The 25,166-nt window shown below is 60.0% G+C and carries 22 protein-coding genes and 4 pseudogenes; 7 read left to right on the forward strand and 19 right to left on the reverse strand.

The features are described 5' to 3' along the window. The first annotated feature begins 54 nt into the window (after nt 1–54). Complete coding sequence (locus C8D77_RS34490) at nt 55–207, forward strand: PLP-dependent transferase (protein ID WP_244846079.1); 153 nt, start codon at nt 55–57, stop codon at nt 205–207. Nucleotides 208–434: 227 nt separating this feature from the next. On the opposite strand, the gene C8D77_RS34495 is transcribed toward C8D77_RS34490, so the two are convergent. The 6 genes from C8D77_RS34495 to C8D77_RS34520 form a co-directional block, all read right to left on the reverse strand. Continuing rightward, the gene (locus tag C8D77_RS34495; RefSeq protein WP_425453796.1) at nt 435–578 is read right to left on the reverse strand and encodes a nodulation protein NodZ; all 144 of its coding nucleotides are present in this window, start codon (nt 576–578) and stop codon (nt 435–437) included. 84 nt (nt 579–662) lie between these two features. Continuing rightward, a complete protein-coding gene (locus tag C8D77_RS34500; RefSeq protein WP_109672072.1) occupies nt 663–2,684 on the reverse strand; it encodes a carbamoyltransferase family protein in 2,022 nt (673 codons plus the stop codon). A 301-nt stretch (nt 2,685–2,985) separates the two neighbouring features. Continuing rightward, nucleotides 2,986–3,774 carry an ABC transporter permease gene (locus C8D77_RS34505; RefSeq protein WP_109672010.1) on the reverse strand — a complete coding sequence of 263 codons (789 nt, stop codon included), beginning with the start codon at nt 3,772–3,774 and terminating at the stop codon, nt 2,986–2,988. A gap of 3 nt (nt 3,775–3,777) precedes the next feature. Beyond that, a complete protein-coding gene (gene nodI, locus C8D77_RS34510) occupies nt 3,778–4,800 on the reverse strand; it encodes a nodulation factor ABC transporter ATP-binding protein NodI (protein ID WP_109672013.1) in 1,023 nt (340 codons plus the stop codon). Nucleotides 4,801–4,849: 49 nt separating this feature from the next. Beyond that, nucleotides 4,850–6,124: a chitooligosaccharide synthase NodC gene (gene nodC, locus C8D77_RS34515; RefSeq protein WP_109672015.1), complete on the reverse strand. Its 1,275-nt coding sequence runs from the start codon at nt 6,122–6,124 to the stop codon at nt 4,850–4,852. 56 nt (nt 6,125–6,180) lie between these two features. Beyond that, nucleotides 6,181–6,777 carry a NodA family N-acyltransferase gene (locus tag C8D77_RS34520; RefSeq protein WP_097574712.1) on the reverse strand — a complete coding sequence of 199 codons (597 nt, stop codon included), beginning with the start codon at nt 6,775–6,777 and terminating at the stop codon, nt 6,181–6,183. A gap of 996 nt (nt 6,778–7,773) precedes the next feature. On the opposite strand from C8D77_RS34520, the gene C8D77_RS38600 reads away from it, so the two are divergent. Next, complete coding sequence (locus C8D77_RS38600) at nt 7,774–7,995, forward strand: hypothetical protein (RefSeq protein WP_245951960.1); 222 nt, start codon at nt 7,774–7,776, stop codon at nt 7,993–7,995. Nucleotides 7,996–8,031: 36 nt separating this feature from the next. Next, entirely contained in the window at nt 8,032–8,409 is a 378-nt protein-coding gene (locus C8D77_RS38605; protein ID WP_027056379.1) for a Fic family protein, read from the forward strand. Here the strand turns inward: C8D77_RS38605 and nodS are convergent. The 6 genes from nodS to C8D77_RS34555 form a co-directional block, all read right to left on the reverse strand. Continuing rightward, nucleotides 8,357–8,941, reverse strand: coding sequence for a nodulation methyltransferase NodS (gene nodS, locus C8D77_RS34530; RefSeq protein ID WP_109672018.1), 585 nt, complete (start codon nt 8,939–8,941; stop codon nt 8,357–8,359). The two genes, C8D77_RS38605 and nodS, sit on opposite strands and share 53 nt — an antisense overlap. 371 nt (nt 8,942–9,312) lie before the next feature. Further along, complete coding sequence (gene ubiM, locus C8D77_RS34535) at nt 9,313–10,494, reverse strand: 5-demethoxyubiquinol-8 5-hydroxylase UbiM (protein ID WP_027056382.1); 1,182 nt, start codon at nt 10,492–10,494, stop codon at nt 9,313–9,315. A 419-nt stretch (nt 10,495–10,913) separates the two neighbouring features. After that, complete coding sequence (locus C8D77_RS34540; protein WP_027056383.1) at nt 10,914–11,888, reverse strand: hypothetical protein; 975 nt, start codon at nt 11,886–11,888, stop codon at nt 10,914–10,916. Nucleotides 11,889–12,124: 236 nt separating this feature from the next. After that, nucleotides 12,125–13,855 carry a ParB/RepB/Spo0J family partition protein gene (locus C8D77_RS34545; protein ID WP_109672020.1) on the reverse strand — a complete coding sequence of 577 codons (1,731 nt, stop codon included), beginning with the start codon at nt 13,853–13,855 and terminating at the stop codon, nt 12,125–12,127. Nucleotides 13,856–13,934: 79 nt separating this feature from the next. Next, nucleotides 13,935–14,354, reverse strand: a complete 420-nt coding sequence (locus C8D77_RS34550; RefSeq protein ID WP_109672022.1) for a DUF2958 domain-containing protein — start codon at nt 14,352–14,354, stop codon at nt 13,935–13,937. Nucleotides 14,355–14,519: 165 nt separating this feature from the next. Next, nucleotides 14,520–15,482 (reverse strand): ArdC family protein, encoded by a 963-nt coding sequence (locus C8D77_RS34555; protein ID WP_109672024.1) that lies wholly within the window; start codon nt 15,480–15,482, stop codon nt 14,520–14,522. 640 nt (nt 15,483–16,122) lie between these two features. Here C8D77_RS34555 and C8D77_RS34560 point away from each other — a divergent pair. After that, nucleotides 16,123–16,786, forward strand: a pseudogene (locus C8D77_RS34560) (aldehyde dehydrogenase family protein); the annotation flags it as partial. A 1-nt stretch (nt 16,787) separates the two neighbouring features. Here the strand turns inward: C8D77_RS34560 and C8D77_RS38900 are convergent. Beyond that, nucleotides 16,788–16,913 (reverse strand): hypothetical protein, encoded by a 126-nt coding sequence (locus tag C8D77_RS38900; RefSeq protein WP_281277073.1) that lies wholly within the window; start codon nt 16,911–16,913, stop codon nt 16,788–16,790. A 22-nt stretch (nt 16,914–16,935) separates the two neighbouring features. Between C8D77_RS38900 and C8D77_RS34565 the strand changes: the two are divergent. The 3 genes and pseudogenes from C8D77_RS34565 to C8D77_RS34575 form a co-directional block, all read left to right on the forward strand. Beyond that, nucleotides 16,936–17,334: pseudogene (locus C8D77_RS34565) on the forward strand (transposase); the annotation flags it as partial. 314 nt (nt 17,335–17,648) lie between these two features. After that, nucleotides 17,649–18,605 carry a glycosyltransferase family 10 domain-containing protein gene (locus tag C8D77_RS34570; RefSeq protein ID WP_170136905.1) on the forward strand — a complete coding sequence of 319 codons (957 nt, stop codon included), beginning with the start codon at nt 17,649–17,651 and terminating at the stop codon, nt 18,603–18,605. A 172-nt stretch (nt 18,606–18,777) separates the two neighbouring features. Continuing rightward, a pseudogene (locus C8D77_RS34575) lies at nt 18,778–19,687 on the forward strand (IS630 family transposase). Nucleotides 19,688–19,761: 74 nt separating this feature from the next. On the opposite strand, the gene C8D77_RS34580 reads toward C8D77_RS34575, so the two are convergent. From C8D77_RS34580 to C8D77_RS34610, 6 genes and pseudogenes are all read right to left on the reverse strand, one after another. Next, on the reverse strand, nt 19,762–20,133 hold the full coding sequence (locus C8D77_RS34580) for a hypothetical protein (protein WP_109672031.1): 372 nt from the start codon (nt 20,131–20,133) through the stop codon (nt 19,762–19,764). Nucleotides 20,134–20,213: 80 nt separating this feature from the next. After that, on the reverse strand, nt 20,214–21,500 hold the full coding sequence (locus C8D77_RS34585; protein ID WP_170136906.1) for an acyltransferase family protein: 1,287 nt from the start codon (nt 21,498–21,500) through the stop codon (nt 20,214–20,216). 98 nt (nt 21,501–21,598) lie between these two features. Further along, nucleotides 21,599–21,733: pseudogene (locus C8D77_RS34590) on the reverse strand (transposase); the annotation flags it as partial. Between the two features lie 140 nt (nt 21,734–21,873). Next, nucleotides 21,874–22,842 (reverse strand): omptin family outer membrane protease, encoded by a 969-nt coding sequence (locus tag C8D77_RS34595; protein ID WP_109672035.1) that lies wholly within the window; start codon nt 22,840–22,842, stop codon nt 21,874–21,876. 341 nt (nt 22,843–23,183) lie between these two features. Continuing rightward, on the reverse strand, nt 23,184–23,639 hold the full coding sequence (locus tag C8D77_RS34605; RefSeq protein ID WP_107652995.1) for a GNAT family N-acetyltransferase: 456 nt from the start codon (nt 23,637–23,639) through the stop codon (nt 23,184–23,186). A 388-nt stretch (nt 23,640–24,027) separates the two neighbouring features. Continuing rightward, nucleotides 24,028–25,140, reverse strand: coding sequence for a threonine aldolase family protein (locus C8D77_RS34610; RefSeq protein ID WP_109672038.1), 1,113 nt, complete (start codon nt 25,138–25,140; stop codon nt 24,028–24,030). Between the last annotated feature and the right edge of the window lie 26 nt (nt 25,141–25,166).

The following is a 25,166-nucleotide window of genomic DNA, read 5'->3' on the forward strand; positions in this document are numbered from 1 at the left end:
TGCGGCGCAATCCTCGGCGACGCGGAAGCCCTCCACACGCTGTACGAAACGGGCTTGCGCTACATCACCGGCGCGGCGCTCTCGACCATGTCCTCCTTCCTGGTTCTGCGCGGGCTGAAAAGGACTCTCACGCTTCGCATGGAATGGCACAGCACCACGGCGCTTGCGATCGCGCAGGTGCGCGACGGGCATTCGGCCGTGGGTTAGGTGAGCTCCCCTTCCTCGACTCGCATCCCGATCAGGCGATTGCCCGAAAGCAGATGTCGGGCATCGCCAACGAGGGGGCCGAAGGGTCAAGGCGCGCTAAGACATGATCGTCGCCCCACCAACGCATTTTGCCAAAAGCATCTCAACGACGAATATGCCGGCTTGGCGCGCCGTAGGGCCGCCGCCTTATCCCGCGAGCCGCGCAGCCCGCTCGCACGTCCCGTCCGCTATGCGTAACACCAGGCTGATGCCGGAGACCATAGGCAGTCACCGAACCGGGTCCGCCGTCGAGAAACGACGAATTGGTGCTGTCTTGAGCCACCGGCAAGCAAATCCATTACTGATCCTCGACTGCCATAGGCGTTATGCATGCTCGCAGCCTGGGCACAGTCATATGAAGATGCTTGGACAGACCGGTGTTTCGGCAACTGCTATCTTTCGTCCAGCGATTGGCATCAGTTTTGATGGACGCGAGCAGCTTGCGAGGGACGCATGCGAACGCGGCGCTGCTCCCACAATCGTCGCAGTTCTCCTGTGAGAGTCTCGCGCTGGGCCTGATCCAGCGTAATTGTATCGAGGAGATCCGCGAGCACGGCTTCGCCTTCGATCCGCGTCAGCATATCGAACAACTCATGTGAAATACGCGCACAGTCACGGCTGGAGTGATCCGTTCGGATTTCGCAGACGGTCTCCTGGCGATCCTGCGCCGTGTATGCGCGGACTTTATGCAGGGATACATAAGGCGGCAATGAAACCGCGAGCGCAGTCCAATCCTGCAGCGTTGCGGCCCGTTTTTTGACGAGGAACGGCCCGACCACAAGTCCATCCAGCTCTGTCGTCAGGAATGTGGCAATCGAGTCTGCAACGGAATCAACGATTGGCTCGGCATTGTTGTTGAAGGACGTATTGAGCAGAATTGGGATGCCAGTGCGCTGCTTGAAGGCATTGATGACGTCCCAGTAGGCCGGACTGGCCTTGCGCGATACTGTTTGCAGCCGAGCCGTACCGTCGACGTGGGTGATGGCGCCGAGCAAACCACGCTTGGAGTCGCGCACACGGACCACGAAATTCATGAAGGGAAATTCGCACGCACTGCCTGGGAGGTCGAAAAATTCGCGCGCATCCTCCTCCAGCACTGACGGGGCGAACGGGCGATACCCTTCCCGCTTCTTGACCATGGCGTTGATCCGGTCCTTGTTTGTGGCGGGCCTGGGGTCGGCAAGAATGCTGCGATTTCCGAGCGCGCGCGGCCCGAACTCCGAACGACCTTGCACCCAGCCGATCACGGCGCCACCGGCCATCCACTCGGCTGCCCTATCCGCCACCTCCTCAGTGCGTTCAAACTCCAGGTGCCCCGCCCATGCTTTTAGTTCCTCTTCGACAGCATGATCGCTCGCGAGATCCGGCCCCCAATAAACCTCCTGCAATCGCGCACGCGGCGCGGGGCGGCCCAGCTCACCAGACACGATGAGTGCGGCGCCTAATGCGCAGCCAGCGTCATGCGACGCGGGCTGCACGAAGATGTCTTCGAAAAGTCCTGAATAGAGCAGCTTGCCGTTCACGGAGCAATTGTGCGCAACGCCGCCGGCCAGGCACAACCGCGTCATCCCGGTGGCCTCACGATGATGCCGAAGAATGTGAAACACGATGCGTTCGAGCGCTTCCTGCAACGACGCACTCACATCTTTATGCTGCTGGGTGAATGGCATTCCCTTTTGCCGGACCTGAATGCTGCGGAGCAAAGTCGGACCGATGCGGTCCAGGTGGACCCGATACTCGCCGTTTGCAGACAGTTCATAGAACTGCTCGAAAAGCTCGCGATAGGGAACGGGATCGCCGTAGGGGGCAAGCCCCATTACCTTATATTCATCGAACAAGCCGTAGCCGAGATACCGGATCACCTCGAGATAAAATAGCCCAAGGGAATTGCTCTCTGGGAAAGTCGCGAGTTGCGAAATTTCAGTACCAGATCCTACCGCCACGAGGCCCGACAGGAAATCACCAGAGCCATCGATCGCGAAAATCAGACTTTGCTCGAAGCCCGACATTGCAAAAGCGCTCACGGCGTGCGCCTGATGATGACTTACGAATGAGATACGCGAAGGGTCGAGTTCGGTACCGAACTCCTGCGCCAACAGCTGCTGCACCAAAAATTTGGCATCCAACGGAATGGAGGCGTCCGGCTCGGAAGCAAGCATGTTTTCGAGCATGGCGTTGCAATAGGCTTCGGTAGCGTAGTACGCCACATGATCGATTTCGCTGAGCTGAACCCCAGCGGCTGAAAGACAGTATTGAACCGAACTGATTGGGAGCTTGTTGGAGTGTTTGATCCGATTGAGGCGTTCCTCTTCTACGGCCGCAATGACCTGTCCGTCTCGGACGAGTACCGCAGCGCCATCGTGCATGAATGAGTTCGGAATCTGGAATCTGTTTTCATAGACTTTGTCTAATCCGCCGCTCAATCCTAGACACAGCATCTCGCTCTCCATTTGTCGTATAGGAAGACTGAATTGGCCTGTCTCAAGGCCGTTTGATCAAAAACACAGGCTGCGTTGTCGTTCGCCGGCGCGAACGCCAGTCAGACATCGCCAACCTCAAAGAAATTCTCTTCCGCCGGGGATCAACATGAGATCCTGTGATCGAGGTGCCGGGCGGCCCAGTTGATAGATTGAGTGGATGCCACCGAAGACCCTGGGTGGCATGCCGATTTCTGTTGGCGATGTCGCTTATTGGCAGCACGAAGTCCGTTGCGCATTGCTTATCTCCCTCTCTTTCGCGTCAGCGCATGAGTCGGCGGCGCAACAGCGCCATCGAGAGGAAGAATGGCAACAGCGCGTACAGGCCGAGCACACCGACATGCAGGGCAATGCCGCCGATCGGGCGATCAAGCATAACCGGACGAATGAGGTCGATCGCATGTGACAGCGGCATGCATCGCGCTATCTGCTGAAACGCGTGAGGCAGCTGATCCGATGGGAAAACGGCGCCCGACAGGAACATCATAGGTGTGAGGACAAGCGTCTGGTAAAACACGAAGTAATCGTAGCTGGGCGAAAGCGCGGTGACGACCATCGCGAGGCTCGCAAACACGCACCCAGTGAGAGCAATGATTGGCAGCGCATAGAGGACGGACGGCCAGGCTGCATAACCCAACGTTGCGGAGACAATGGTGATTGCCGTACCGGCCAAGAAGGCCTTGGTGGCTGCCCACGCCAGTTCACCCAGAACGATGTCGCCGAGGGTAACGTGCGTATACAACATTGCTTCCCAAGTGCGCTGAGAGTGCATGCGAGCGAAAGCCGCGTACAATGTTTCCATGGTAGAGGCGGTCATCGCACTTACCGCGACCATGCCGGCCGCCAAAAAGGCAATATAGGACGCACCGTCGACGCGGCCGACCATTATGCCGAGGCCGGTGCCTAGGCCGAAAAGATAGATCATAGGATCGGCAAGGTTTCCGAGAATCGTCACGAGTGAGACTTTCTTCCATGCCAGATAGTTGCGGCGCCACACCGCAACCCAGTTCCACGCATTGGCCGGCAGCGCCGCCGCAAAACCTTCAATCATCGTTCACTCCTCCATCTCGCGCCCGGTCAGCCGCAAGAAAACATCCTCGAGATTGGCTGGACGCAGAAGAAGACGCAGACCTGCTCGCCCCTGCAGTTGCGTGCGCACCTGGTCAGGGTCTGGCGCATAGCAATAAAGGGTTTCGCCGCTGACCTCGATGCGCTGGGAATGTGGCTTGACCAGCGACAGCAACTCGTGCGGATCGCCGCCATAAATCTCCATGACCTGGCATCCGATATGCTCGTCGATCAGCGCCTGCGGGCCGCCTTCGGCGATGTTGCGGCCCTTTTCGAGCACGCACAGCCGATCGCATAATCGCTCAGCCTCTTCCATGAAATGCGTCGTCAGGATAATCGTCTTGCCACGTGCCAACAGGGCGCGCAGCCGCTCCCAGATCAGGTGGCGCGCGTGCGGATCGAGGCCGGTGGTCGGCTCGTCCATCACAATGAGCTGGGGGTCGTTGATCAACGCCCGCGCCATTGTCAGGCATCGCTTCATGCCGCCGGACAGTTCCGAGACGCGCGCATTCGCCTTGCGCTCGAGGCGAGCGAACTCGAGAAGCGACGGGATGACCGCTTCGCTCTGACGAGTGCTCATGCCGAAGTAGCGTCCGAACACCAGCAAGTTCTCGCGTACGGTCAATTCCTGGTCAAGATTGTCGAATTGCGGGACCACGCCAATGCCCCTGCGTGCCAGCCGAGCGCGCGCCGGCACCGGGACGCCGAGCACCGTGATCGCGCCCGCGTCAGGGCATGTCATGCCGAGGAGCATACGCGCAATCGTGCTTTTGCCCGCCCCGTTTGGTCCGAGGAGGCCGAAACACTCTCCCGACGCAACGGAGAACGACAGTTCGTCGACAACGATCTTGTTCCCATACGACTTGGTTACGCCGGCAAAATCGACTGCCACGGTTGACGCAGAGTCAGGCACGGAGCTTTTCGCGCTTGTTTGCCCGTGAGACTCCCGTTCGATCGCAGGAGTCTCGAGCCGCCGCAATTCCTCTGGGCCCAACTTACGCTTCAACACTTGATGTTTCTGGTCCTGGCTCAAAACTCTTCCACCTAAGGTCACGTGACTATTGCTGTTCGCTGTAAGCTGCGTCAGATCCAACCAAGTCGGGCTTTGGAATGCTGCCGCCGGTGTCTGGCACGTTGGCCGCAGAGCTTCGCGACAACCAATCGCTATTGCTCAAAGTACACAGCGCGTATGCTTTCAAAGGGAGCAGGAGAAAGATGTTGATGACTGTGTGGAGCGAGAATCCGAGAAATCGAAGTTGGCGCGCACGAAACGCTGCCACGCTGCAGCGAACTATAGTCATGGCTGCAATCATCAGGCATGCCGTCCAAGGCGCAGTACCTGTCGTTACGAATTGCGCGAGCCCCGCCAGAATCGACAAAGAGAGCAATAATGGGCCAATATTCTGGCCAATCACGTCCAATGTGAGATAAATATTAAGGCCGCGCAGCAGTTGGAACGCCAGCAACGTGTCACGGAAAGTGCTCCGGGCCCAGCGAAGCTGTTGGCGCAGATAGGGACCCATGCTGTTGGGAACGACTGTTGCCGCGACGGCCTCCGGGACATACTCTGTTCGAAAGCCTGCTTTCAGCATCAGGATCGTAAGGTGGCGGTCCTCGCCGAAGTCGCTCGGCTTCCCTCGAAAGCGCTGCGTCTCGTACTGGTCCAGCAGCGAAACAAGCGCGGATCGCCGGTACATGGCACACGGACCGCAGCAACACATGACGGCACCGAACCGAGCCTGCGCTGCCCGCTCTTCGTTGCAGGCGAGCCAGTATTCCATGTCGATCAACCGCGTCAGCCAAGTTTCAGTGCGATTGCTAGCCGCCAACTGGCCCATGGCGGCGCCGACCGCTTGATCTTGCATCTTCAGCGCAAGCCTGGTGATGACGTCCGGCGCGAGGATCGTGTCCGAATCTACATTGAGCACCAAATCTCCGCACGAGCGGCGAATGGCGGCAATCTGCGCCTTGCGCTTTCCAACATTCTTTGGGAGCACAATGAAGTTGAACCTCGGGTCGCCCGCGTATTCCTCATGTACACCCACGAGGGCATCGCGGTTTGCAGAACCGTCATCAACAACATAGACCTGCAGTTTGCCGGCGTATTCCTGACTTGCAATGGAAGCCAGGCAGTCCGAGAGGGTGCGAGGCGCCTCGTTGTAGCACGGGATAATGACATCGACGCTCGGCCAAGGCTCACCGCCGGGCGGGTCGCCCGAGGTCGGCGCTACGTTTGTAGGCAGGGTATAAAACACCTGCGCGGTTTTGTAGACGGTCGACAGCAGCGCATAAGAGCAGATGGCAACAGTACTGGCTGTGGCAAACAGGGTCATGAGATGTCAGATTCTTCAGTGGATTTGAGGGAAGCGGGCGGATAACAGATCCGCGGTCATAGCTCTGGACCGTTCCGATCGATCAAAGTGCCGGCCGGCCACTCGCTCATCGAGCGTCCAATTGGGAGCACCATGAGGAGTACGTCGTCGTCGACTCGCGTCGTGTAAGGCAGATCGGGGTACACGTCCGGGAGGGTTGAACGCACGCGAACGCCCGTCAGAATGTTCGCCAAGCCTTTGCGGCGGAACCTCCCAACATGGTTCCGGAGCGCTTGCCGAACCGTGCCGAAAGCGAATGGAACGCCAAGCTGCTGCAGCACTGGATACATGACGCTAATCGAATGGCCGATTCCCAGCCCCTCAAGATCCGGACGCACCCCGTATAGACCGAGTTCAGCGACCAGCAGATCAACGTCGCCAACTTTGATGTATCGGCGCAGCACGCCCATGTGAGCCGCTACCCCGTGCACATCATAGCCGATTGCGCGGACCTCCGGCCTTGCACCGGCCCAACTTCGACCGCCTTCGAATTGCTTTCCATTGAAGGCTCCGGTCGGCTCATAGGTCTTCCGGAAGAACTCAGAGAGTTCGAGGTGATCGGAAAGCTGCAACTCATTTTCCCAGCATAACCTCCACTGCACGTCAGGGCGCATGCGAAGACTTCCTCTTTTTCGGGTTCTTTTGTGCACCTCACGCGGTAGAGCAATGGCGGTGCATGTCATGGGTCTATGAACGACCCTCCCGGATTGGTAAAATTGATTGTTTAGATCGAGAGCATCCACGCTATGGATGCTGAAACCATGCGTTTCAAAGGCCTTGATCTGAACCTTCTGGTGGTGCCCGATTGGCCCCGATAGCGGCGACGCACCGATGGCAGCTGGCGGTGACACAACCTGCCTCAAGAGCGGCCGCCAGCGGCGTGGCTGCGCCCGTGCCGAAGCAGCGATCAAGTGGAGGATGGCCCGACTGTTAGGCGTCAGCAAACGCGGCGACCGTTGACGCACGATCGCGCAGCTCTGGATCGCCGGCGGCAAACAGGTTCCGCGAAGCCTCTGGCTCGACAAGTTGCGGCAAGGCGGCATGCCAATGGCGCGATGGTCGCGCTCGCCAACAGCAATCGTCTGGTCAATGCTCTCGAGTGTCGCCTGTCAACCGGACTGTCGGCGAAAGCACCTGGAGCGGGAAGGAGGACGCGCCCGGATGGCGCTACTTCGAACGAATTGTTTGAGGTTTTGGCCGACTGAAGTGCGCGAAGGGGCTGGTCCCAAACTCTTAGATCCCGCGCCCCATCAAAGATCGCCGCACACAGAAAAGGCAGCCTAAGGAGCGTCAGCACTTGCGCCGGCCGAAGGGCCGGGACGCGGGACTGACTGCAACGACGAGATCGGTTAAAAGGGCAGCCGTAGGAGTGGCAGCATAGCGCCGCCGAAGGCGGGACACGGGACCGACGGCCCCCAACGAGGAGTGCCGCTTTCCCGGCTAGGGATCGTCAACCACCTGGGCCGAAACACCTTTGAGGTTCGGTGGCGGCAGCCGTAGAGCCCGTCCCGCATAGGGAGCCATGCAAAATAAGGACTTCGCTTCATTTCGGTATTTATGGGTCATTTATTGGGTAAACCCGTTTCTTGATTTTTTGGGTATTTTTTTATATGACGCTGAAGACAGATTCCGTGCAAATTGCCCCCCAAATCCTTACCCTCGTCTCGGAGATTGACGAATTCAAAGGGGCTTCGCGGGCTGTTGGCACGCTCGCGCCAGAGCGCCTATCGGCTTTGCGCCGTGTTGCGACCATCGAGAGCATTGGCTTTTCTATCCGTATCGAAGGAAGTAAGCTCACCGCCGTTGAAGTCGAGCGGCTGCAACAAGGATGAGCTCATCGCGGCGCCTACAAGACATTCGCAAACAATGTGAGTGCGTTCGATGCCGACGGGAACGAGATCGGCGTCATCTTCGAAACGGCGACGCCTTTCGATACGCCGAAGCGGATGAAGGAACTTATCGAGTGGACGCGTGGTACACTCAACGAGCAAAGCCTGCATCCCTTGCTCGTGGTGGCGATTTTCATCGTGGTTTTTTTGGAAATCCACCCATTCCAGGACGGCAATGGAAGGCTGTCGCGCGTTCTGACGCCGCTCCTGCTGATGCGCAGCGGCTATGCATATGTACCCTACTCTTCACTCGAAAGCGTGATTGAGAACAGCAAGGAGGGTTATTATCTGGCGCTTCGTTTCATCAGGAAGCGGAAATCGGCTTTTGGAAGCGGGCCAGCAGGCAGTCTTCATTGATCGACGCGCCCCGGCACTCGATGCACTCGATCTCGGTCAACGATTCGTTCAGCATGGCGATAGTGGTCTCTGCACCAGCAGCGTGCCCCCAGCGTTGGCAATTGGCGTCACGTGCCGACCCGAAGACCAGCTGCCCACCTGGCGCAAGCAGGCCTACCAGGTTGCGGACTGCCGCGCCGATCTGAACGAGGCCTCCGACGTAGTAAAGAACTTCCGCCACGACGATCAGGTCGAACAGTTCATCACTCGAAAATTGTTGAACATCGGAGATTATCCAGCTGATGTGCGGCGGCTCCTTCACGCGTAAACGTGCTCGCGTAATCGCTGGCTCGACGACATCGATCACAGTGAGCCGCTGGCAAATGGGGGCTAGCCGTTCCGTAAAAGCGCCAGCAGCGCACCCGACTTCGAGCGCATTTGCGACTCGACCTTGCGCAAGTGACAAAAGGAGAATTTGCGTGTGGCGCTCCCGCTCGAACGGGTTGCCATCGAGCCGCCATGGATCGTCTGCGGCCATTTCTCGATTCAGCATTTCATGATCGATTTTATGGGTCAAATTCCCACCTCGCTAAGGCAGCAATCACCGGCGCTGCAAATGCCGTCAGATGTCGCTAGCGTCGGGACCCGGGCACACCAATTCTGAGAAGCGGGGCCGCTTCCTGCACCGGGCAGACCTGCGGGCCGAGGCACTTGATTTCGGTCACGCTCCTAATAGGGTCCGCAGGATTGGCAAATTGATTGTTTGGATGTAACCATCCACGCCGTAAACACATTGAGGGCCGAATTGGGCGTGGCTGGGTCCACGTCTGGGTGGCGCCGGCCGACACACTGCTCACATCGAACCAAATTCGCCAGTCTGTTACGACGCCAGCACGCTGACGATGATCCTATGATGACTGCGGTTCACCGTCTCAGCATGGCCGCAATGCCATGACGGACAAAGGGAAGATGTTGGCCGAGGCGCAGCCCCAGATGCCTTGCAAGCCGTGCCGCCGGATGCTCGCTTGAGTAGAGCCCGACGAGAATATTCGTAGCATGGTAGAGCGGCGCCGCCGACAGGCGCAGTCGGCTTTCATATCTGTGGAGCATGTCGGGATCGGCAATGTCGCGACGGTCGCGCCATGCTGTCTGGATACCACGGGCGAGCTGCTTCTGGCCGCCGAGGCCGATGTTGAAGCCATGCGCGGTCACCGGGTGCATGCCGATGGCAGCGTCGCCGATCAATGCGGCACTCGGCGCCCGGAACCTGTGCGCCCAGGTCGTGGCCAACGGATAGATATAGCGTTGGCTTGCCAGGCTCATGGTGCCGAGGCGCCCTCGACAGCGCTTTGTCAACTCCCTCAGGAACAACTCGTCGTCGAGGGCAAGCAGTCCGTCGGCCTGGTTTGAGGGCAAAGTCAAAAGCAGCGACGACACGCCTGGCGCGAGGGGCAACATCGCTATCGTCTGATGGTGATCGAACCATTCGATCGCGATCTGGTGATGGGGGCGCTCGTGCCTCACCCGGCAAATCAGCATCGAGTTGCCAAGCCGATTGATATCGGCGCCGATGCCGAGCAGATTGCGGGTGGCGGAAAAACGCGAATCGGCTGCAACGAGAAGCCGAGCGCTCAGTTGCCTGCCATTGGAGAGCGTTATCACTGCTCTTTGACGGCTGTTTGTTGCACGCACGACCGAGTGGCCGCACAGCAGCCGGGCGTGGCCCTGCAAGCGGATGATCTTGAACAGGGCATCGCGGATCTGGCAATTCGGGACCAGAACGCCCAGCGGTTCCGCGGATCCGCCGGGGGAATCGAAACGCAACGCAAACGGGCTCGATCCGTTGAGGACCCGTGCGCCTTGAAGCGGTGACTTGTCCGAAGCGGAGATAACATCCCAGGCGCCGAGCTCGCGAAGGATTCCAATCGAGGCGTGGGTGAGCGCGATCTCGCGGCCGTCGAAAGCCGGACTTGCCAGTCTTTCCAGGGACTGCCCTTCCACAACCGCCAGTTTGAGCTGGCTATGGGCAAGCGATGCGGCGAAGGAAAGTCCGACCGGCCCGGCGCCCACGACAATAATGTCGAAGCTGTCGTCACAGCCGGCCATCAGCGTGCCGCCAGCGCGTCGGTTCTCTTCGCGAGACGCTGCTGGAGCCGAGCCGCATGTCGTGCATCGATTGCGCTGTGATCTATTGCCCGCCTCGCCTCAAGCGCGTTTCTCACGTCGGTTCCTGGCTGGTGAAGCGTCATTTGCCTGCTGTATGATCTGGATTGTCAAGACGTTGGGAGCGACGGCAGACTGTCGGTCAGCCCATGCGTTTTTCCCGTGAAGGACTGGGCGATCAAACCACGCCGACAAGGGCGTGGCCTTGATCTGGGTCAGTCGAGGCCCAACCGGCGTCAGATGACATCGATCCAATCCAGTCATGTGCCAGCTGATCCCATGACGACGCCATGGCACCAGCCAGCCCAAGGAAGAACCAGGCGTCTGATCTGGGGAAGGCTGTTTTAAGGACTTTTGCGAGATCAGCGAATAACCGGCTCGCCATGGAAGCGCCGGCGCGAGGGCGGCGAGACGCCGAAGCCGACTTCCATCATCAGCCGTGGCGTGCGCGACGGTACGGTGCCCATATGGAAGCCGAACGGATCCTCGACGAAACCGAGACCGGCTTCGCCGGTCAGCGTGACGGGGCTGTCATCGCCATAGACCTTGAGAACCTCCTGCGCCGGATGGCCGACAAGCAGCGTCAGCTGATGCTTGATGGCGCGGCGGTTATGACTGCCACGGACATAGACATGCGGGCCGGTGCCCTCGTCGACCGGCGTCAGATAGAAGAAGAATTTCAGCATCCTCCAGTCATCGAGATCGAAATGATACTTGCCGAGCGAGGCACGGTTCTTGTCGGCGTCGGAAGCCTCGCTGGTCGGGAAGCTCCACCACACGCGTGTGGTGATCAATTTCGCCTGAGCGCCCAGATAATGCGCGGCGATGTCGAGCAGCAGCGGGTCGTTCTGGATGGCGACCGCTGCCTTGCAGCCGAGGATGTGTTCGAAAAAGTGGCCGCTGAGCAGCGAGCGGCCGAAACGCTTCTCGGCCTCGGCATGGTCCTCAGCCATGAATTCGAGACGGCGATCGAAATTGCCGAAACAAGGCGTGTACCGGGCGAAGGCGGCGATCTCCTCATGGATGGAAGTCGGCAGGACGAGCCCGCAAAACAGCCCGTCCGAGCGCAGCGCCTCGACAATTTCCTGGCGATCGACGCCGGCAAACATGGTGTCGTGGGCTTTTTGCGACACGCGAACCGGCTTTGCCCCCCGCCAGTGCATCCGGCGCGCCGGCATGGTGCGGGCGAGCACAAACATCGGCAGCCATGCCGGGTTCTCGCGAATGTCCGACAGATAGGTCGGAATGCGCACGGCGATGCGGCGCAACACGCCGCCGTTTCGCGCGATGGCCTCGAGACTGGCGGCGCCGGATTTGTCAGGGCTCGAAAGGGTCATGAAGGTCCTCAGCTAAATGCGATATCGACGAAGCATCGATTCTCACTGCTTCGCCGCTGGTCCAAGCCCGATTCCCGCTGCGGAAGGACGTTTAGGCGCGCGTCGGATTTTGTGCAATGCACAATAGCCTTGCGCGTGGCAAATGCTGTTCGGACCGCCGTGCGCATCAGCCAATTATTCCAGCGGCAGGCAAAGTGGGCGGCGGCACCCGCAAGAGCCGCCGCCCGGCTTGGCACCTATTCGCGGACGAACAGCGGCTGGACGCTCGCCCATTGATCGGCGGTGCGGAAGCCGCCGCGTTTCGTGTAGCTTTCGACCGGGAATTTCATCCAGTTGGGCAGCCAGTTGACGATTTTCTCGCGGCCGTTCTCGCCCGCGAGGCAATCGCGGATGATCTTCTTTTGCGTCTTGACCTTCTCGGCGACATTGCCGTCGGCGACAGGCTTGCCGCCGAGGTCGGCCAGCATCGCATTGGCGATCTCCCTGTCGCGCAGCAGGTCGAAGAAGGCGTCGTCCGCTTGCCACCACGCGCCCATGTCGATGCCCAGATGGTTGCCGAGGGCCTCGACGACGGCGCTGCCGGCTTCGAGCGTCTCGGCCATGACAAGGCTGAGAACGCGCATGACATCGTCGTCGCAAAGTGCCAGCAAACGGGCGAACACGGCGGCAAGCGCAAAGGCGTCGCCACTGCCGCCGGCTATCGCACCCTCCTCGTCGGCCTGCCCAAGCAGCGCCAGCACCGCGCGCCGTTTTTCGGCGAATGCGGCTTCGGCCCTGGACGCGGCAATGCTTGCCGCCACCGCTTCATTGGCGGTGCGCTGCGGCTCGCGGCGAACCTGCCACAGGCCCGACCCTGTGATGGCATGCGCCACCATCAGGCGCAGCGCCACACCTGGATGGTTGAGCATGGCGGTTCGCGCGGCGCCGTGGCGGTGCAGATCGACATAGTTCTGCATCGGCCCGGTGAGTTCCGGCCGCGACGGCTTGGCGGGGGTTTCTTCGGGCTCGCCGCCCTCGCCTAGCGCGCGGGCGCGGCGGGCCTCCTTGCACGACAGCCAGCCCTCGTGGCATTCGACCGCACCGCGATGCGAGACTGATATGAAGACCTTGCCGCCCTTCTTCCTCGGCGTCTTTTCGTGCTCCCAAGACTGGAAATGCTGCCCCGGTTCGAGCACGGCCACCTCGGGCCAGCCGGCTTCCAGATAGGCATCCCGTCTGGCGGCGATGGCCTCGTTCTGCTTTTGCCAGAACAGGTCTGCGTCAGCGAAATAGCTGTCCTCGCCGAACAGGTCGCAGACGATCAGGCCGGGATAATCCTCGATGGCGAACAGCGCCACCTTGGTGGAAATCGACTGGCCGCCGAACAGCCATTGTTTCAACTGGTGGCCGCGCGGCGCGTATTGCTCGGGATCGGCATAAAGCGCCAGCCAATCCTTCTGCTGCGCCTTGGAGGCCATGGTCAGATGGCGCGCCGTCTCGGCGTCGATGTCCTCGCGCCGATAGGCCTCGCGGATTTTGGGCAGAAGATCGCCGAGCGCCAGAATGCGTTTGACCAGAAGCTCGGTGATGCCGAAGGTTGCGGCGATATCTGGAATGGTGCGGCCTTCCCTGATCAGCCGCGAAAACGTCTCCCACTGCGACACCTCGTCGGGATCGAGCCGGGCGAAGTTTTCGATCAGCGAGGCCTCGAGTGCGTCGGCGTCGTCGCCGTCCTCCATGATGGCGCAGGGCAAGGCATCGTCCTCGCCGCGCTCGTCGGCGAGCGATTTGGCGGCGAAATAGCGGCGCCGGCCGGCGACGATCTCGAAGCTTTCCGGCGTGCCGTTGGGCCGCACCAGAAGCGGCACCAGGACGCCGCGCGCGCGAACCGACGGCAGAATGTCCGACACGTCGGGCGCGCGTTTGGAATGGCGCATGTTGAGCGCGGAAATGTTGAGCTTATCAAGCGGAATGTGGGCAAGTTGCATGGTTGGTCTCCTTCGTTTCAGGGGTGGGATTGCCCCGCCGCAGAGGCTGCAAGCCGGCGCGGCGGGACGGTTTTCGCGCCTAGCGGCGCGTCTGTTCCGCCGTGTCGGGCGGAAGCTTGGAATGGGCGTTGCCAAGGGCTTCTGCCGCCTGTCGCAGCAGCCGGTCGGCTTCGGTGATGTGGCCGGCGCTGCACGCTGCCTGCGCGTAAACGGAGAGCGGAAAGCGCGGCTTGAAGCAGAGGTCGCGCTCGATGCCGAGGCCAAGCCGCCCCTTGATGCTTGCAAGCTCGGCAAGGCTGACGCTGCCGAGTTCGGGGAAGCCGAAGCCGAGGTCGCAAAGCCCGAACAGAGTGTCGCCGTCGGCGTCGAGTTCGGTGAGAAGCCAGGTTGCTGGCCCGGTCGGATCGAACAGTTTGAGCACCGGGACATGGTCGGTTTCAGTGTCGGTTGCGCCATTGGCGAGCAGCCGGGCGCGAAGGTCGTCGGTAATCAGGATCATGGGAAACTCCTCTCAAAACAGGTCGCGTTGATTTCTGGCGTCATCGAGCAGCCGATATCGAGCGGCTTTTGCGCCGCGGGCGGGCGCATCGGCGCGTCGGCCAAAAGGGCGAGGCGGTCGCGCTTGGTGACCGGCCGGACACCGGGGTGTCGGGATCGCGCGCGCTCATGCCGCGATCTCGTCTTGTTGCGCGCCTTCGGCCTCGGCGTTGAAGCCGAGAAGAAAATCAGCGGCTTTGGAGGCAAGGCTGGCGGCGCGGAAGATGGCGCGATTGTCCTCGCGCAGCACCTTCAGCCATGTGCCGATATAGTCGGCATGGCGCACGGTCGGCTCGATGCCGAGTGTCGAGCAGACAAAGGCAGCAGTGATTTCAGCAACCAATTCCTCGCGCGCATACGTCTTGGAACCGAAGGCGCCGGAGAGGTCGCGCGCCAGCCGCGCGGGGTGGCCGGTCCAGTGGCCAAGCTCGTGGAAGCAGGTGCGGTAATAGTCGATCTGCTGAAAGAATGCCGGCTGCGGCGGCACCTGAATGGAGTCGGTGCCCGGCATGTAGAAAGCGCGATCGCCGCCGATGCGGAAATCCGCGCCGCTTCCTCGAATAAGCGCCTCGGCTTGGGGGACGATCTCGCGTTCGGGCAGCGGTTCGGCGTTGCCGTAAAGGTGCTCGGGCAGGCCGTCGCACTGCGCGACGTTGAAGACGGTGAAGCGTTTCAAATACGGCACGGCCTGCGGCTCGTCGCCGTCTGTCTTGGCGCGCTCCTTCTCGTTTTTGGGGACAAAGCGGTCGGCATGCACGATGGTGGTGCCGCGCTCGCCCTTCCTGACATTGCCGCCAAGGACAAGCGCCTGCCGGAAGGTCAGCCAGTTCTGGCCGGGATAGCTGCGCTCGATGACGGCGCCCCACAGGATGAGGATGTTGATGCCGGAATAGCGGCGCCCGGTGGTCGCGTTGCTGGGCAGGCCGAGGTCGGCCTTTGCGCTGCCCCATGGCTTGACCCATGGCACGGTGCCGCGCTCCAGTTCGGCAATGATGCGGTCCGTGATTTCCTGATAAAGGCTGGCGCCCGTGCGCCCGCCCCTGCCCGCGCCAGCCTCTGCGCTGCCGGAACGCTGGTGTTTTGCACGCATCGTCTGGTCCTCCGCTCTTCAATCCCGCGCCTTTCCCCGGAAGCGGGGTGGGCGGCGAGACGCGACCGGAAAGGCCCGCCGTCGGAGGCGGACCGCATCCGAAGGACCGGAACGAAGAGGAGGACCCGAAGCGAAGCGAAGGGTTGCGGGATGCCGCGGCGGGCCTAGAAGGGAGTGCCGCCCACCCCGCGCCGCCGGGAACGGCCAACGAACAAACCGCGCCGGCCGACAGGGCGGCGACCGTCAGCAGCCGACAGGCTGCCCGCGCCAGGGGGCGAAGCCGGATGGCCGAGACCGCCTGAGCCTGGCGAAGAAAAAGCGGGCTCGGTTCACGAGCACCCGGCACGCGCCGTCAGGCGCGCGGGCGCCGTCAAAGCTTAGGCCAAATTGCCGCTTTCCGCGGATGCGTGGATGCATGCCTTGCGCTGCGGTTATCAGGTCGCAGGGCATCGGTGCCCCCGCCAGGCGTGCGGGCGAGAAAGGCGCTGAACAGGTTCTCGTTCCAGGAACGGTCGTTCCTGTTCCATAACGCGGTCGGCAGGTCGCCAGGGCCCCGTCGCTCGAGGTCCTATGCGAAGTGCGGTTACACATCCTGACGCAGCCAATAGAAAACATCCGCCGTTTTGAAGAGAAAGCCGGGATGCCTCCGTGCCAGCCGCTGCGCCATCTGAAACTCCCCGACCTGTTCGGCGCTATCGACCGCATGCCGACGCCTGGCACGTTGTTGGGTGAGCGAAAGTTCGAGGGTTTTTAATCCATCCACTGGCGAAGTGTTGGCAGAGCTACCCGACATGGACGCTGAGACGCGCACGGCGATCGACAAGGCCTTATACGGCGCAGGCTGGATGGGCGGCGTTGACTGCCAGGGATCGCAGGGACATGCTCTGGCGCTGGCATCAATTGATCATCGAGCACGCCGACGACCTCGCTGCCATCCTCACAGTTGAGATGGGCAAGCCGCTTGCCGAAGCCAAGTCGGAAGTCTCGCATGCGGCGGCATATCTGCAATGGTATGCCAAAGAGGCCAACCGCATCTATGGCGAGACGATCCCCCCGCCCTCGACTGACCGGGGCATGCTGGTGATCAAGCAGCCAATCGGCGTTGTTGGCACGATCACGCTAAGGAATTTCCCGGCTTCAATGGTGGCGCGCAAATCTCACCGGCACTGGCGGCGGGCTGCACCGTGATCTTGAACCTGCCGAACAGACGCCGCTTGTTGCAGGCGCAATGTGCGCGGCCGGCTTTCCCAAGCGTCGTCAACCTGATCCATGCTTGCAAAGGCGATGCCGTCGGCCGCACTCTGATCAACCGAAGAACTTGATCCACAGGCGCTTGAACCATGCGACGATGGCCTTGAGCCCCTTCGGCTGGGCGCCGCGCTTGAGAAGGCGGTCATAGGCACGGGCCGCTTCGATCTGCTCGCGAGACATCTTGCCGGCCCAATGGATCGATGATGACTGCCTGCAGGAACTGGGCTGGATTTTCCAAAGTGCGGCGCGACCTCGCCCAATGGCTGGCCAAGTGGGAAACGCGCTGCCCCAAACTGTGCCAGTGGGTGGAGGACAACATCGAGGAGACTCTCACTTCAACCGGCTGCCACGCCAGCATCACAAGCGCCTGAAGAGCACCAACATCCTGGAGCGGCTCAATCAGGAGATCAAGCGGCGCATCCATGTGGTGCGCATCTTTCCCAGCGCCGAGAGCTGCCTGCGGCTCGTCCGCGCGCTCGCCGTCGAAACAACACGAAAACTGGCTGGAGGCCATGCGAATCTCAACATGGAGCACCTGGCCGAGCACAAGAAGGAGATGCTGCGCAAGCCGGAGCAGCCCAAGGCCGCGGGCCGCGCCTGACCCGCCAACACCGGCGACCGTGATCGCAAATTTGCAGAAGACTCTGGACAGAGGTCCCCAACTGCATCAAAAATAGCCAGAGCTAAATTATGGAAGCCGATTGAGATGGAGGAGGAGGGCTTACAAGCCTTTGTACAGCTCTCCCAAACTTTTCGATATCGATGGGTTTACCTGCGGACCGTTTAGCCATCGATTCCGATCGTTTTAGCTTCGTCTCACGACGGGAATAGGCGCAGAGAGGTCTGGCCCTGGTGCAGAAATTACTGCCGGTACCACCGAAGTGAAGGAGTCGAACTGCTTTGTGTAGCGCCAAATTGCTGACCGAACGTCCGGCGCCCATTGTTGCTGCATGCCTCGATTCTTGGGGCGGTCTGGATGACGCTATCCACCATCTCACTCCAAAGGGCAGTGGAATCTGGAACAATGTCGCTTTTGTACGCAAGACATCCTTCACGCCGGATTGGCATATAATCTTTAACTCTCCTTCTGTTTTTGGACTTCCTGTCGATATCGAGGCGAGCCCGAACAGGACAATTTTTGCAATCGGCGAACCGCCGACGAAAGCTCATCGCGCCCTCCATCTTGGGCAGGGGGAAAATACCATCGTTCTGACGTCTGACGCAGAGCTGGTAGCTCGGCAGAATGCAGGGCGTCGATTCGTCTTGTCTCCACCTATCACTCGGTCTTGGTCTGTAAGAAAGACGTATGACCAACTTCTGGTCAGCGAAGTCGTTGACAAGCCGCATCGGCTCTCATGGATTACCAGCAACATCGCCCTGCTTAAAGGCCATCGATATCGGCTGGCGTTTTTGGAACGGCTGAGAGAGGAGATCGAGTTCGACCTGTTCGGCCGAGGTTTTCAACTGATTGGAGATAAATGGGACGCACTTGCTCCTTACCGCTACAGTATAGCTTTCGAGAATACTAGAGCTGATTACTATTTTACAGAGAAGCTTATGGACTGCTTCGTTGCTGAAACAATGCCGATCTATTACGGCAGCCCGGCAATCACGAGGTTCTTTCCGCCGGACTCAATGGTTCTGATTGATCCAGAGGACAAGAACGTAGGTCCAAAGATCCGAGAAATCATCAACTCGGACCTCTGGATGGAACGTCGCGATGCAATACGAGAGGCGAAGCGGTTGGTACTTGAGAAGTACAATATATTTGCTTATCTCGCGGGCTTCATCGAAAGCGTTCAGGATAAGCCTTTGCCGCCTAAAGTTATGCACATCGGTACGCCCGAGGTCGATTTTGGGGTAGACGAATGAACTCCAAAGTTCATTCGCTTCGCGCGCCCGGCGGTTGGTGGTCTGGCAGGGTCCGTACCGAACACTCGGCGGAGAATGCCTCAAGCATCTTTGATGAACACAGAGTCGGTTTGGGAATCACGCGATAGGTCCTGTCTGATTCACTGTCCCGGTGATTTGCGAGGAGGTGACGATGACGAGGAGCCTAAGGGCGGACCTTCGTGGGCGCGTGATTGCGGCCATTGAAGTAGGGGTTTCGACGCGGGAGGCGACGCGTCGCTTCCGGATCGGTATTTCGACGGCCGGGGAAGCGCGCAAGCAGGGCCAGCCGTCGCGTTCGAAGCTCGATGCGCATGAGGCCTTCATTCCTGGTCTCATCGAGGACGCGCCGGACATCACGCTTGCTGAGATCGGGGAGCGCCTTGCCGCCGAGCGTGGCGTGCGGGCAGCGTCGTCCACGGTCCGGCTGTACCTCGACCGGCGCGGCATCACGTTTCAAAAGAAGACGGCGCACGCCGCCGAACAGCAGCGCCCCAATGTCCTGCGCCGCTGCAGAACCTGGTTCGATGGCCAGATCGATCTCGACCCCGAGAGGCTGATTTTCATCAATGAGACCGCAGCATCCACAAAGATGGCGCGGTTGCGTGGCCGCAGCCTGCGCGGCGAACGATTGTCGGGCGGCCGTTCCTCACGGCCATTGGAAGACCACCACATTCACGGCCGGCCTGCGGCTGGGCGGCTTGGCGGCGCCAATACTGCTCGATGGCCCTATCAATGGTTCTGCCTTCCTCGCCTACGCGCAGCAGGTCCGCGCACCCGAGCTTCGCCCCGGCGACATGGTGTCATGGACAACCTACCCGCCCACAAGATCAGCGGCGCGCGCGAGGTGATCGAGCAGGTTGGCGCGGCTCCTGTTCCTGCCGCCATACTCGCCCGACTTCAACCCGATCGAGATGGCTTTCTCGAAGCTCAAGGCTCTCGTGAGAAAGGCTGCAACCCGAACCATCGACGAATCCTGGTCGGTCGTGGCCAACTGCCTCGCAGCTTTCACAGCCGAGGAATGCAGGCACTATTTCGAGGCAGACGGCTATGACCCGGAATAAGTCGAATCTGCTCTAGCTGCGCAAACGGGCCGAGATGGGCGCACGACATTGGTACGCCACCCGGCTGCTGCTGATCAGGCGAACTGGGGAAGGCCGGGAATGGAATTGAGGACCTCGTCCACGAGTTCGTCGCCGGCATGTTCCTTGGCGAAGGCGATCGTCTCGTTAGCAAGGCCGGCGATATTTCCCAGGCTGAGACCCTCGTTCATCAATTGCTGGCCGAAACCCACCACACCGCCTCCGGCGAGGACGCTGCCGCCCTCTGTGTCCTCACCATCATGCTTCGCCACTAATTCCGAAGCTCCGGGAATGGCCTCGATCATGCGCGTAGCGGGACCGTCGGCTGCCTCGCGTTGCAGGAAACCCAGCATCATGCCAACGGCCTTGTCTGCGAGAGCCGGGTCGACGCCGACATTGGTGGCGATGCGTGATACGAATTCTTCCAAGGCAGGGCACCTTTCGTTTTATTGAGGTCAGAATGATTAGCTATGTTTGTCCCGCTCAAATGGTTGAGCGCAGCGCCAGTCTACGCCTCCGCAGTCTTACGCAAAAAACCTCTCAGGTATTGGTCCACCCTCTTGGCTATTTCCATGGACTTCACGTCTACAAGGCGCTGAAAAGGCACCGCAGCAATGATGGTGGTTACAAGTACAATGAGGACAGTGCTACTGGCCGCAATGGCATGCCCCCATTGGATAGTCCAGAGATAGACAAAGCACCCGAGGGAGCAAAGGATAGGGAAATGAAGAAGGTAGACCGCGAACGACAATCGACCCAGGAGTGGGAAAAAGTATGACGAGAAGGCTCGCTGAAGCGATGGAAGCGCGAGAACGCTAGCGACAAGGAAGGTTGCACCGACGCAGTGCATTGCGTCCTTCAGGGGATTAAAGTCGATTGGGGAGAGTTTGATGATCGGCTCATACAAGATGTTGTTTGAGAAGCCGCCAAGATAGAGGGCAGCAAGAAAGATTGCGATCTTGGCTTTGTGAGGCCATTTCGCTGGAGAAACGCGAGTCAGGAGGACGCCGACCCCGAACGACAAGGCGAAGGGCAGGTAAGCTATATGGACCGCAAAAGAGAGAGCCGCGGCAAAAACTGTGACGAGGGCGAAGGTGAACCACCTCGCAGCGAAGGCGAACATGAAGGCTAAGTATGAACCGACGAGCTCAATGGACATCGTCCAGAGTGGTGAATTGAGTTTGTTCTTACCGAGAAATAAAGACTCATATAGGGCCTCCTTGGCGATGGTCGCGGCCGTAATTGAGCTAGGGTAATACCAGGTTAGCCAGATCGAGCCCGTGAGTGGAGCAACTTCAAGATTTCTCATCAGCCCCATGGCAAAAATGGTACCGGCAAAAACGATTGAAGCCGCGATTGGAATGCCGAGGCGGGGTATCCGTCGGATTGCCCTGGATACAAGCACCGACGCATTTCCAGTGTCAGCAAAAGACTTGGTAAGGACGAAACCGCTTAGAACGAAGAATACACAAACCGCAAAGCTTCCGTTGATAAGCATGCTGAATGGGGGGAAAGTTAGAAGCTGAGCAGGCCATCCGATTTCTGGCCACGCTGCTTGCGCCAACGGGTACATGGTTTTGAATATACCTGGCTCGACAGCGAAGAGGGCGTGAGACAAGAGGACGCCAACTGCAGCCAGCCCCCTCAACCCCTCTAAAGCAATAAAACGCCCAGATCTGGCCTGCCCTGCCGCCATTGCGTTCATGGATACTCTGCCCCTTATGATGCGCCGGTTTCGACTTGGTCTTCCTACAAAGTCCACGCTCGTGAACGTGAGCTGGAAAACACGGGACATTGGCTTTCCTGCGCTATGCAGCATCATGACTGATGGGTAAACTTGATAGTTTGGATATAATGCATCCATGGGATGGATATGGGGGCAATGCCCACCGGCGACAGCCGGTCCTGGATCTGAAACTCGGCCTGATCGTGCGAGAGACAGTAGAGCGCCTGAAGCACCATGATCTTCAACATCATCACCGTATCAAAGGGCGGCCGTCCGCCCTTGGCGCTTCGGAGGCGGCGAAGCCGGTTGGCCGAGGCCGCCTGAGCCTTGCGAAGAAAAAGCGGGCTCGGTTCACGAGCACCCGGCACGCGCCGTCAGGCGCGCGGGCGCGTCAGATTTCTGCGCCGTGCGGACATCGGTTTGGCGTTCCGGTCGAACTCGTTCAGAACGAGGTCTTGATGCCAACCATCACCGTCGCCGCGGCAAAATCGCCGCCGATCCAGTCGTCTTCGCCGCCAGTCTCCGCGCCGGTCGCAATGTCATAGGTGTTGTAGTCGCCGCGAGCGGTGAACACCTTTTCGTAGGAACCGGAGACGAAGAAGCTGGTCTGCTCGTTGTACTGGTAGCCGACGCTGCCGCCGACCATCAGAACCGGCGCCGCTTCGAAATCATCCTCGAAGCGCAGGTCACGCATCCAGTGATGATCGGTAGCGCCCGCCGAGAAGGTCGTGCCGCCCTTCAGCGCAAAGCCGAAGTTCCAGCGATCCTGGACATAGGTCGCATCGATGCCGGCGAAGGCGACCGGCAATTTCTGCTGGTAGCTGATGGCCTTTGCGTCTCCTGGGAAGTCGCCAACCGAATCCCGGAAGCCGGCAACGCTGTAGACATAGGAGCCGCCATAGGCAGTCCACTTGACCGAGGTGTACTTGAAACCACCGTTGACGTTGATCAGCAGCTGGTCGCTGAACTGGAAATCGTGGCCGAGCGCGACGGTTGCCGAATAGAAGTAATCAAGATCGGTGTCGGAATGGCGCGAACGGTCGCTCCAGTCGTTCCAGCCATCATTGGTCGAGAATGACGGGATCCAGTCATAGTCTTCCATGTAGCTGTCGCCGCTGAAGGCGATCTGGCCGGAAAGCTTGGCGGTCCAGCCGGCCTCGCTGCGCGCCGTCATCTTGGCTGAAATGACCGCAGAGGTGCTTTCCCAGATAAGGTGGCTCAGCTTCGAGCCGCTGTCGGGAGCCTGATAGACCAGCTCGTTGGCCTCGATGTCGATGACGCCGACGCCGCCAGCGAAAGAGAAATTGGGATTGTAGGGCGCCGGTTCGCTCGCCACCGCGTCGCTGGCCATCGCCGGCCAGGCAGCGAGCAACGCTGCCGCTCCACCAAAGACTTTCGCGTACAATTTCATAGGACTACCCTCATAGGAATCATCAGCCATTCGGCTATACGCAGTGTAACCGGGTGCACGTCAGGTGCGGTCGTCTATGCAGCGCCCCTGTAGGTTGGCAAAATTGCCGCCCTCGGCTTTGTTCCTCAACACTCAAGGAAACGTCGTTGGCGTGACCCGATTGACGGCGGTTTTTGCCGATGCGTCCGGGCAGCCGGCGTGACGGGAACCCTGCATTATCCGAGGCACACATTTGCGATGACGATGCTGGTACGATTGCGGCGTCAGGCAGCGACCACGCCGGACCTCAACCCGCTGAGATCGTGCAGGTTGCTTTGAGCAGCCCATAGCAAACTCTGAGTCTAGATAATCCGACAGAGCCGAGGGCCGAGTTCCTCGAACCCGTTGCGCAGATAGAAATCGAGCGTGCGCTTCCATTTTGGTTGCCTGGGCGCTGCAAGCTCAAGTCGCTTCCAACCACGCGCACGGCCTTCCCGCGAGGCGACCTCAAGCAGATGAGGGGCAATCCCTTTGGAGCGCTTTTCGGGTCGAACATACAGCTCCGAAATATAGCCGAACTTACCTCCTGCATAGATCGCCGTGCATTCATTCAGCACCATGATGCCGACCGGCTCGTCATCTGCACTTGCGATCACTGCGACCACGCCAGCGTCGGCAAGCATTATCTCCGCGCTTTGTCTCACGTCGTCGGGCGCGGGCGCTTTCCCGCCAGTGAGTTCATCGAGTAGCGCGTGAATAAAACGGACGACCGTCCCTGCGTCCGTTGCGTTGGCGCGGCGCGTAGATATGGAAGGCATATTTTCTCCTGCTAGTGGTCAAAATCCCGGTTCATGCTCTCATCAGCGCAGGTCCGACTCACACTTTTAAGTAACTCTGACCAATGGACAGCATTTTTCATCAAAAATATGATAAAAAATTGCAAAATATATATTACAAGCATGCAGTGTTCCGGATGACTTGAGGTCAATTGCGCAGATAGGGGACCTTCTTACAGAAAACCAACCCGGTCACATCGCAACTGCACGGTGAAGCCGCCTTGCTGAGGTAAGATGAAGCTGCAAGTCGAAAAGGGCCTGAGACAAAAGATACAGCCTGAGATGCTCGTGCGGCCAGAACGCTCGGACAATGCAGTCGAGCAAAGAGGACATTCGTGACGGGCGGCGAGAGCGCTCGACGGCGCCACACTCATTCGGCGCCAGCCGGAACACGAGCCGAGCCGATCGGTGCGTAGAGGCTGGTCGCCGCGCCGATCAAGTCGGACACGTCGGCCCCGGTCGTCGCGAAAGAGGTGACAAACCTCACGATTCCGGGCTCCCAGCGGTCGTGGTAGAAGCGGAATCCCATGTCGAGCAGCCCCCGGATCAGGGACGTGGGAAGTCGGCAGAACAGGATGTTGGCCTCGGGACGCTGCTGGATCTTCACGCCCGGCACCAGGGCCAACCCCCGTGCGAGCGCCGATGCCATCGCATTGGCATGGGTTGCGTTGCGAAGCCAGACACCGTCTCTCAGATAACCGTCCATTTGCGCCGCCATGAAGCGCATCTTGGAACTCAACTGGCCGGCCCGCTTTTGGCGAAAGGCGATCGTGCTCGCGAGATCTCTGCGGAACGAGACGACTGCATCGACCCCAAACGTTCCATTCTTGGTGGCGCCAAATGACACAAGGTCGACGCCGGCCTTCCATGTCATCTCGGCCGGCGAGCAGCGCAGAGTGACGAGGGCGTTGGCGAAGCGAGCACCGTCCATGTGGAGCGGCAGGTTCGCTGACCGGCAGATATGTCCGATTGCCTTGATTTCGTCGAGCGCGTAGACCGATCCCATCTCGGTCGCCTGCGTGATGCTGACGCTGGAGGGCTGGACCGAGTGGATATCGCCCGCCATGCGCGTTGCATTGGCCGCCAAGGCGTCGATGTCGATTTTGCCGGCCCCGCCTGGAAGCTGCACCAACTTCGCACCGGCGGTGTAGAACTCCGGCGCGCCGCACTCGTCGCGGTTGATGTGTGCGTCGGCGTGCGAGAGGATGCTGCCCCATGGCGGGGTAATCGCCGCGAGCGCCAGCGCGTTCGCTGCCGACCCCGTCGAAACGAGGAACACGTCGACCGCATGCTCGAACACCTCGGCGAGCTGGCGCTCGACGGTACGCGTCAGCTCATCGTTGCCGTAGGGAACCGCCTGACCCGAAGCGCACGCGGTGATGGCTGCGATCACCTCGGGGGAGGCGCCGGCGATGTTGTCGCTGGTGAAGCCGCGGGGGCGGGTCTGCTTGTCTTCGTTCATAGTCTTGACGCTTTCATCCATTGACCGTCCAAGCTAGACGGTTCGCC

The organism is Mesorhizobium loti (assembly GCF_003148495.1).
Lineage (GTDB): Bacteria > Pseudomonadota > Alphaproteobacteria > Rhizobiales > Rhizobiaceae > Mesorhizobium > Mesorhizobium loti.